Source organism: Candidatus Aquarickettsia rohweri, from assembly GCF_003953955.1.
GTDB classification, from domain to species: domain Bacteria; phylum Pseudomonadota; class Alphaproteobacteria; order Rickettsiales; family Midichloriaceae; genus Aquirickettsia; species Aquirickettsia rohweri.
This window is the reverse complement of the sequence record NZ_RXFM01000050.1, coordinates 1-9,271: the sequence shown is the minus strand read 5'-3', so window position 1 is coordinate 9,271 and position 9,271 is coordinate 1. Positions and strand designations below refer to the sequence as shown.

Here is a 9,271-nt window from a genome sequence, read left to right as displayed (position 1 = left end):
TGGATAATAATGGAAGTAGCTCATATATGTGGGTGCATCTAAGTGGTGAGAGGGAAAAAAGAGGGATAGTATATGATTATCAGGAAAATAGGAAAGGAGAAAACGCAGAAATATTTTTAAAAGAATTTAAAGGATATCATCAAACAGATGCATATAGTGGATATGCTGGCTTGCATGATAAGAAGGAAATAACATGGGTAGCGTGCTGGGCACATGCAAGAAGAAAATACATAGAAATAACAAAGACAATAAAAACACCAGGAATAGCGCATAAGATGGTAAAATATATAGGTCAATTATATAAAATAGAAAGAGAAGCGTTGGATAAAAAATTAGATCCTGGAGAAACAAAGAAATTAAGAGAAAAAAATGCAGTACCAATATTAGAGGTAATTAAAAAATTGTTAGATGAAGTGAAGGATGCAATACCACCGCAAAGTATACTTGGTAAGGCAGTTGGATATACATTAAATAATTGGCAAGGATGTAAACGCTAAAATATCCCCATCTTGACAAGTATTATCCGCCTTTCTTTGGGTTTCTTAAGTTTTTTGATAATTCTAAAAAAAATTTAATTTGATGATATTTTTTTATCGTAAGCGCTAAAATAAGGGCATCTAGGCAAGAATAAAAATAAGTGGTAGAACAAAAGCCTAAAAAAATATGAAGCATATGAATTTTACGCTGCAATTGGACCATGCATAAGACAACATAACTACGAAATACACAAAAAATTTTATGATTTATTTTTAAGTAACAATCCCTTAAATAAAAACTATTTCATAAATTCTACTAATAAAAATAGATTCTTATTCGATTTACCAAAATATTGTTATGACAAACTTATCAAATGCAATGCCAGTGAAGTAGATGATTTACAAATAGACACATATTCTAACCCAAATAACTTTTTTAGTTGTAGAAGAGCTTTTCATAACAATCAAAAACATTTCGGTTGCCAAATATCTGTTATAAAATTATAAAATTATTTATTTTGTATAAAAATCTCATCCTTCTTTTTTTCAAAAGGTCTGCCATCGTAGAACAACTCTATCTTTGAAATTTTGCCATTGGTAAAATCTAGTAAACCAGCAGATCGTAAATTAAGGTTGAGTGTAGAAAATAAAAAATCATAGACAAGCATAACTTGGTTACCACTTAAGAACTTAGAACGTATATTAATCTCCGTTAATATTTTACTCAAGTTCTTGGCCGCAAGAACTACACTTTCTTTCCCTCTCATTTCAGCAAGCGGTCCAATAAAATGGACATTGTCATGTAGGTAACTTCCCATGGAATCAAAATCTTTATCAAGCATAGCTCTATAATAGCTTTCAGCTAAATGTACAATATTTTCATTTTTAATATTTATTGTGCTCATATAAATACCCATTAATTTTGTTCGCTGTTCTTATCATAAAGAATTTTTTCACTTTGTGATTTTAAATCGTCAAATTGATTATTTCTTATAGACCAAAATACTCCTATTACCCCCAGTAGAGCAATTAATACAGCTAAAGGAATTAAAAATAATAATACTCCCATAAAAACTAATTAAATATTATTTTCTACTTTCCACTTCTCAAAGTATGTTATGGCTTTGGATATTTGTAAATCTTTTTTATTTTGACCTTTATTGATTTTTATCACTGGAAATAGACCAAAATTAATATTCATTGGTTGAAAGTTTTTACTATGAGACTCATCTGTAATATAATTCATTAATGAGCCTATTGCAGAGTTGCTATCTATTAATGGAGTTGGCTTATTTGCTAATTCATACGCAAAATATATTCCTGATAATAATCCTATGGCTGCACTTTCAACATAACCTTCAACTCCTGTAATTTGTCCTGCAAATTTTATTTTAGGATTAGTTTTTAAGCTCAAGTTATTAGCCAAAACTTTCGGACTGTTTATAAAGGTATTTCTGTGTATACCACCTAACCTAACAAATTCAGCATTTTTGAGCCCTGGAATAGTCTTAAAAACTCTAATTTGTTCATTGTATTTCATTTTTGTTTGAAAACCTACTATATTATAGAGTGTACCTTGTCTATTATCTTGTCTAAGTTGTACTACTGCATAAGCTCTAGAATTTGTTTTGGGGTTTGTTAACCCAACTGGTTTCATTGGACCAAACCTTAATGTGTCTTTACCTCTTTGAGCCATAATTTCTATGGGTAAACAACCATTGAAATAAGGCGTATTTTTTTCCCACTCTTTAAATTCAATTTTTTCAGCACATATTAAATTTTCAATAAATTGGTAATATTCTTCTTCAGTTAAAGGGCAATTTATATAATCTTTACCATCACCTTTATCATATCTAGATTGAAACCATGCTATATCAAAATCTATACTATCTTTAGTCACAATAGGAGAAATAGCATCAAAAAATGCTAAAAAATCATGATTCTGACAAATTTTCTGTATTTTATGAGTGAAAATTTCTGAAGTAAGTGGACCAGAAGCAATTATAGTATTTTCATCAGGTATATCATCTATTCGTTTACGTATTACAGTTATATTTGGAGTTTGATTAATTTTTTCTTCTATTATCTTCGAGAATAATTCCCTATCAACTGCTAAAGCTGAACCTGCAGGAACTTTAGATAAATCAGCTGCACTCATAATTAAGGAATCAAGCTTCCTCATTTCTTGATGAAGCAACCCTATTGCCACTTTAGGATCATCTGAACGTAAAGAATTAGAGCACACCAATTCTGCTAAATTAGATGTTTTATGAGCAAAAGTACTTTTAATACCCCTCATTTCATAAAGGTGAACTTTTACTCCTCTTTTGGCAAGTTGCCACGCAGCCTCACACCCAGCTAGGCCAGCTCCAACAATTTCAACTTGCATGCTATAAAATTATTTAGCTTCGTCTTTTTTCTCTTTATCTTCAGCTGAATTATCATCTGAAATTTCTTCTTGCTCCTCATCTTTCTCTTCTACTCTTCCTGCAATTGTTAAGATTGTAAAATTACTTTTATCCACAGGTACTACACCATTTGGTAATTCAATATCATTAATATGGATGTTTTTTCCAATTTCAAACCCTTCAATATCTATCTCTAAATATCCTAGTATATTTTTTGGTATACAGTTAAGACTTATGTATTTTTTAACTACATTTAATATACCACCTTTTTTAATTCCAGGTGATTTATCTTGGTTTATCACTTTAACTCTTACATCAACCTTAATTGAAACATTATCCTTTACTAGTTGAAAATCTACATGAATAGGATTATCAGAAACAGGATCTATTTGAACATCCCTAGGAATAACCTTTAATGATTTTTTGCCAAGTTTTATACTTACCAACTTAGATAGTAAATTTCCTTTATGATATTCTTTTAAAAAATCTTTATATACCAAGTTAATCATATGATTTTCGCCAAATCCATAAATGATTGCAGGCAACTTGCCATCTCTTCTTAAAGCCCGAGAATTACCAGTACCTGATCCCTTTTTTTCTTCACCTGCTAATACTAATTCTGCCATAAATTTATAACCCTAATATTTTTATAAAAGACGATATATTTTATATATTACCCAATATTTTTTTTCAATAAATATTTTATGAATTTTGGGGGGATAAAAATTATATATCTAAAAAACGATAAGTATTAATTTAATACCAAATAATATATTGTGAAAATTAACTATTTAAAATTACTATTTCATCAGCAGAAATTTTGTCATTCTTAGTTATTAAAGTATATTCAACTTTTTGATTTTCATGAAGTTCATCTATTCCTGAATTTAAAATTGCTGAACTATGAACAAAAACATCTTTTTTGCTATCGTTAGGAGTTATAAAACCATAACCCTTTGTAGAATTGTACCATTTAACAGTTCCTATTTGTCTCATTTGTAACCTTTAATATATTAATTTATTGATTTTAATATTATTAAAATCTCTATTTAAGTGCTTACTAAAATAAAAATAATTAATAATATTATGCATTTATTAAATACATATTTACAACATATTATATTATATCCGTAAAAACAAGCAATGAATTCACTTTTATGGAAATAATCTTAATAATTCCATTATATCTATTAAAATAGTAATGACTTAAATGGATTAAAATTTATATTATAACCTTTAGACAGTCTTGTAATAACCAATTGAAAAATTTTCAATTATTTATTATTCATAACAAGCAACTTATCTGATAAGTATCATTATTTCCTTAATTAGGAGTGACTATTTATTTAAATAAATTTTAATAATATTTGATAATAATTTTATAGCTTTATCATATGGCCTTTGAAAACTATTTCTTCCGATAATGGATCCATTTCCACCACCATCACTGATAGCATGTATTTCTTTGTATATTTCGTCTTCTGTTTTTGCAGTACCACCAGAAAAAATAACTAATCTTTTGCACGAAAAAGCTGCTTGCATAATATGTTTAATGCGATTACTTAAATTTTTATAATCACTAGCATTTTTTGAATATATTTTTGCTACAGATTCTGTTTCTATTACTTCAGAAGGCGGCTTTACTTTTATAATATTAGCTCCTATTAATGCAGCAATATGTGCTGCATAAGCAACAATATCTAATGCCGTCTCACCTTTTTTAGTCAAATCACCACCTCTTGCATATGACCAAACAACAGTTGCAAGACCATACGATTTTGCTTCTGAAATCATTTCTGAAACTTCTTCTATCATTCCAAGAGAATCATCAGAACCAGGATATATAGTAAAACCAATAGCTGTACATCCTAAATGAATAGCATCTTGAATATTTGCTGTAATAGATTGATTGGGATCACTTTTTCTGCTAATCAAGGAATTTGAACTATTAGCTTTAAGAATTAATGGAATTGTTCCACGAAATTCGTCTGAAATCGCTTCGAGCATTCCTTTAGGAGCAGCATAAGCATTTAAACCTGCATCTAAGGCTAATTTTATATGATATTCTGGATCATAAGCTGATAAATTTGGAGCAAAGCTTTTAGCTGGACCATGTTCAAAGCCTTGATCAACTGGCAAAATTAACATCTTACCAGTGCCAGCTAATTTCCCACTCATTAATATTTTTACTATATTTGATTTTACAGCAGGAGACTCACTTTCATAATTCTTTAAGATTTGCTTTATTTTATCAGTTAAGTGCATATCAATTATGTTTAAATTTTTTTAGATGCTATTTGAAACTTAATATATTTTCAATATAAAATATAGCAAATTAATTTGTAAATTTTATTGAATATGTGCTGTTGACTTATCTACTCCAGTTAAAAAATTCCACATTAGTTTTGAGAGCTCATGAGCACCTTCAATCGCATCTTCTTGATCTTTTTTTGAATTTAATTTCTTTAACAAGCCTAGGCACTCTTCAGAATGCCATTCATCTGCATTAATATGTACGTTAAAAAACTTTATTGTTTCTTCATCATTAATGCCATAAAATTTTGACAAACCCATAATTTTAGATTTCGCAACCTCGGGAATTTGATATTCATAAGCATATAAACTTCCCAAACCTTTTGCATAAGAAGATCTAGCAATATTTAAAAATTCATCTATTAAATCTTTTGTTTCTTGATTTAATTTTACACTTTTTACATCTTTTGAATCCACTCCTAAGCCATTAGAAAATTTTAACCACAAATCCGGATGACTGTTTTCTTTGTCTTCTTCCTCAATTAAATTTCCTAACAAAACTTGCCTATTTTCTAATTCATTACAATTAGAATGTATAGAGCTAATACACCTAGGAAAAGCTTCTACATGATGAAAATATTGCTTTGAATATTCCTTTAAAACTTCCTTATTTAATTCACCATTAGACCATTTGTTATAAAAAGGATGTTTTAGCAAATGAAACGGTTTGATTTTCTGAAATAAAGTGCTAATAAAATTTTGCATCAAATCCATTATATTTTATTAAATAATCAAGTAAGAATTATATTATAATCACTTAGATAATATCAACTGTTTTTTTAATTCTTTTGTCTTTAAAACTATACTATCAAATATGAATACTTTTTCCAACTGCATTCAAAACAGATTCATGAATGGCTTCAGAAATTGTAGGATGTGGAAATATAGTGCTCATTAAATCTAGTTCAGTACCTTCTAGTTGTTTCGTAAGAACTAAACCATAAATCATTTCTGTTACCTCAGGGCCAATCATATGTGCACCTAACAATTCACCTGTTTTTTTATGAAAAATTGTTTTGATAAAACCATTCGTATCTCCGAGAGCTAAAGCTTTACCATTTGCAATCAAAGGAAAGTTTCCAACGTTTATATTATCTTTACCATATTCACTTGCTGCTTTTTCTTGCGTCAATCCTACACTTGCAATTTGAGGATGGCAGTATGTACATCCTGGAATGTTTAAATGATTTATAGGTTTGGGATTTTTACCAGCTATATATTCCGCAGCTAAAACTCCTTCATGACTGGCTTTATGAGCAAGCCAAGGCGGAGAAACGACATCACCTATTGCATAAATATTATTTTCATTAATACGCAAAGATTTATCGGTCAATATATATTTTTTATCAGAGATTTTTACATTAATTTTTTCTAAACCTATATCTTTGATATTTGCACTCACTCCTACTGCTGAAATAACAGCATCAAATGAATCGTTATAATTTTTATCTTTACTGGATATTTCAAAATTAATAACGTCTTTTTTGATAGAGAAGTTATTAATTTTTGCTGAAGTTAAAATTTGAATACCTTCTTTTTCAAATGCTTTTTGAGCAAATTCAGAAATTTCACTATCCTCATTAATTAGAATCCTATCTGCAATTTCAAGAATCGTGACTTTTGAACCTAAAGCATTATAAAAACTAGCAAATTCAACTCCGATAGCACCACTTCCAATAACTAATATTTTTTTAGGTAACTTTTTTGGCAATAACGCTTCTCTATAGCCCATTATTATTTTGCTATCACTAGGTGAAAGCCCTTTTAAAAATTTAGGCTTTGCCCCAGTTGCAATTATTATATTTTTGGCAGTCACTTTAGTGGACTTATTTGCTTTTGTAACTTCAATACAATTTTTATTTAAAAATCTTCCGTAACCTTCAATAATTGAAATTTTATTTTTATTAAGTAGATGACTGATTCCATTTGATAGCTTATTTGCAACATCTCTTGATCTTTTAATTACTTTATCAAAATCTACTTTAAATCCTTCGCATTTGATTCCAAATTCTTTGGCATTTTTTATGTAATGTAATATTTCGGCTGTGCGAAGAAGAGCTTTTGTAGGAATACAACCCCAGTTTAAACATACTCCTCCTAAATTTTCTTTCTCGATAATCGCAGTTTTCAATCCTAATTGAGAAGCTTTTATAGCTGCAACATAACCACCTGGACCAGAGCCAAGTACGACAACATCATATTCAAAATTTTGCATATTTATTTGCTCCTTAATATAAATTTAATAACATATCATTAAAGATGGATTTTCAATAAACTCCTTTAGAGTATTTAAGAAAATGGCACCAGTAGCACCATCCACCACTCTATGATCACAAGACAATGAGACATTTATCACTTGCTTTTTAACTATATTGCCATTTTTATCAAACATAGGTGTTTCTCTAGTGTTACCTATGGATAGTATACAAGACTGAGGTGGGTTTATTATTGCGTAAAAAGATTTTATAGAGTACATACCCAAATTGGAAATGCTAAAGCTTCCGCCCTGATATTCCTCAGGTTTAAGTCTTTGTGATTGTGCTTTTTTTACAAGCTCTTTTACTTCTCTAGATATTTGAATCATATTTTTTCGATCAGCATTTTTTACAATAGGGGTCATAAGACCATCTTCTATAGCGACTGCAACTGAAATATCTACACTACCAAATTGAATTATTTTATCTCCATACCAAGCAGAGTTTACCTTTGGATTTTTATTCAGTGCCAATGCTGAAGCTTTGATTAGCATATCATTTATGGATATTTTAAATTCTGGTTTTCCATTTTCATCCAATGGAGCAGAAGAGTTTATATCTGCTCTAAAATCCAGGAGCTTATCCATAACACATTCTACATCTAAATAAAAATGAGGAACTTGCTGTTTTGATTCCACCAATCTATCAGCAATAACTTGCCTCATACCTGAGATAGGCACTTCTTTATCAGCCTGAGGAACATATGTTTGTGAAACACTTGGTGAATTACCTTGAGATAAAAAGCTTTCAATATCATACTTCACAATTCTACCTCTAGGTCCTGACCCTTCAACTTTTGAAATATCTATCTTTTCCTGTGCAGCTATTCTCCTTGCGAGTGGAGATGCAAATATTCTTTTCCCATTACTGCTTTCCTCTAAAGCAATATCCTCTGATTTTTCTTCAGTAGGTTCCTCTTTTAATTCTTCTTGCTTTTGAGGCTCTTTAGTTTGAGGTTTTTTACTTTCAATTTCTGCAATTGCAGCATCTTTATCTTCTCCCTCTTCTGTAATGATAGCAATCAAATCGTTGACTTTAACATTCTTTGTCCCCTCAGAAACTACAATTTTTGCAAGTATCCCGTCGTCAATAGCTTCCACTTCCATTATTGCTTTATCTGTCTCAATTTCTGCAATTACTTCTCCTGATTTAACAGAATCCCCTTCTTTCTTTAACCATTTTGCTAAATTGCCTTCTTTCATTGTTGGTGACAATGCTGGCATTAAAATTTCAATCGCCATAAATTATTGTATGTGTTTAATTAAGTCACATTAGCATATTATTATATAGTCTCCAATAAATAATACATTTTTATCATTGCGAGAGCATATAGTGCTCGCAGCAATCCAGCAATACATAAACAAAACCTAACGTAACAACAAATTATGGATCACCACAGTCGAGACTAACGTCTCTCCTTCGTGATGACAGTGTTATAGGTAGTCATTGCGAGCGAACGCAGTGAGTGTGGCAATCCACTGTCCCCCTGCCTTGTCATTGCGAAGTAAACGCTAAAATATCCCCATCTTGACAAGTATTATCCGCCTTTCTTTGGGTTTCTTAAGTTTTTTGATAATTCTAAAAAAAATTTAATTTGATGATATTTTTTTATCAATATTATATGGAAGTAAATTTACTAACTCTTTTGGATCAGAATAATCATGAATATGATTCAGCAAATATTTTAAATAATCATAAGGATTAATCTTATTTACTTTGCAAGTTTCAATAATACTATAAATATTTGCACTAGCTTTAGCACCCTTAGTTGTTGCACAGAACATCCAATTTTTTCTGCCAACTGCAAATGGTTTTATAC

11 protein-coding genes and 1 pseudogene are annotated in these 9,271 nt (G+C 29.9%); 2 read left to right on the top strand and 10 right to left on the bottom strand.

The genetic code is table 11. The features are described from left to right. Both EIC27_RS04110 and EIC27_RS08215 read left to right on the top strand, forming a co-directional pair. A partial coding sequence (locus EIC27_RS04110) for an IS66 family transposase (protein ID WP_153183763.1) occupies positions 1–497 on the top strand: 497 nt, incomplete at its 5' end. Between the two features lie 183 nt (positions 498–680). Further along, positions 681–983: pseudogene (locus EIC27_RS08215) on the top strand (laccase domain-containing protein); the annotation flags it as partial. Positions 984–985: 2 nt separating this feature from the next. On the opposite strand, the gene EIC27_RS04100 reads toward EIC27_RS08215, so the two are convergent. The 10 genes from EIC27_RS04100 to EIC27_RS08210 all read right to left on the bottom strand — a co-directional run. Then, positions 986–1,381 carry a nuclear transport factor 2 family protein gene (locus EIC27_RS04100; RefSeq protein WP_126044860.1) on the bottom strand — a complete coding sequence of 132 codons (396 nt, stop codon included), beginning with the start codon at positions 1,379–1,381 and terminating at the stop codon, positions 986–988. Between the two features lie 11 nt (positions 1,382–1,392). Then, positions 1,393–1,545 carry a cbb3-type cytochrome oxidase assembly protein CcoS gene (gene ccoS, locus EIC27_RS04095; protein ID WP_126044859.1) on the bottom strand — a complete coding sequence of 51 codons (153 nt, stop codon included), beginning with the start codon at positions 1,543–1,545 and terminating at the stop codon, positions 1,393–1,395. A gap of 9 nt (positions 1,546–1,554) precedes the next feature. Beyond that, entirely contained in the window at positions 1,555–2,865 is a 1,311-nt protein-coding gene (gene trmFO, locus EIC27_RS04090; RefSeq protein WP_126044858.1) for a methylenetetrahydrofolate--tRNA-(uracil(54)-C(5))-methyltransferase (FADH(2)-oxidizing) TrmFO, read from the bottom strand. A 9-nt stretch (positions 2,866–2,874) separates the two neighbouring features. Then, the gene (locus tag EIC27_RS04085) at positions 2,875–3,510 is read right to left on the bottom strand and encodes a 50S ribosomal protein L25/general stress protein Ctc (protein ID WP_126044857.1); all 636 of its coding nucleotides are present in this window, start codon (positions 3,508–3,510) and stop codon (positions 2,875–2,877) included. 157 nt (positions 3,511–3,667) lie between these two features. Next, the gene (locus tag EIC27_RS04080) at positions 3,668–3,880 is read right to left on the bottom strand and encodes a cold-shock protein (RefSeq protein WP_126044856.1); all 213 of its coding nucleotides are present in this window, start codon (positions 3,878–3,880) and stop codon (positions 3,668–3,670) included. 342 nt (positions 3,881–4,222) lie between these two features. Continuing rightward, positions 4,223–5,149: a class I fructose-bisphosphate aldolase gene (locus tag EIC27_RS04075; RefSeq protein WP_126044855.1), complete on the bottom strand. Its 927-nt coding sequence runs from the start codon at positions 5,147–5,149 to the stop codon at positions 4,223–4,225. A gap of 84 nt (positions 5,150–5,233) precedes the next feature. Further along, positions 5,234–5,911, bottom strand: coding sequence for a CADD family putative folate metabolism protein (locus tag EIC27_RS04070; RefSeq protein WP_240627086.1), 678 nt, complete (start codon positions 5,909–5,911; stop codon positions 5,234–5,236). Between the two features lie 94 nt (positions 5,912–6,005). Further along, positions 6,006–7,412, bottom strand: a complete 1,407-nt coding sequence (lpdA, locus tag EIC27_RS04065; RefSeq protein WP_126044854.1) for a dihydrolipoyl dehydrogenase — start codon at positions 7,410–7,412, stop codon at positions 6,006–6,008. A 24-nt stretch (positions 7,413–7,436) separates the two neighbouring features. After that, entirely contained in the window at positions 7,437–8,693 is a 1,257-nt protein-coding gene (locus tag EIC27_RS04060) for a pyruvate dehydrogenase complex dihydrolipoamide acetyltransferase (protein ID WP_126044853.1), read from the bottom strand. A 348-nt stretch (positions 8,694–9,041) separates the two neighbouring features. Then, positions 9,042–9,271, bottom strand: a 230-nt coding sequence (locus EIC27_RS08210; RefSeq protein WP_205702304.1) for a transposase domain-containing protein, incomplete at its 5' end; no start/stop codon positions are given.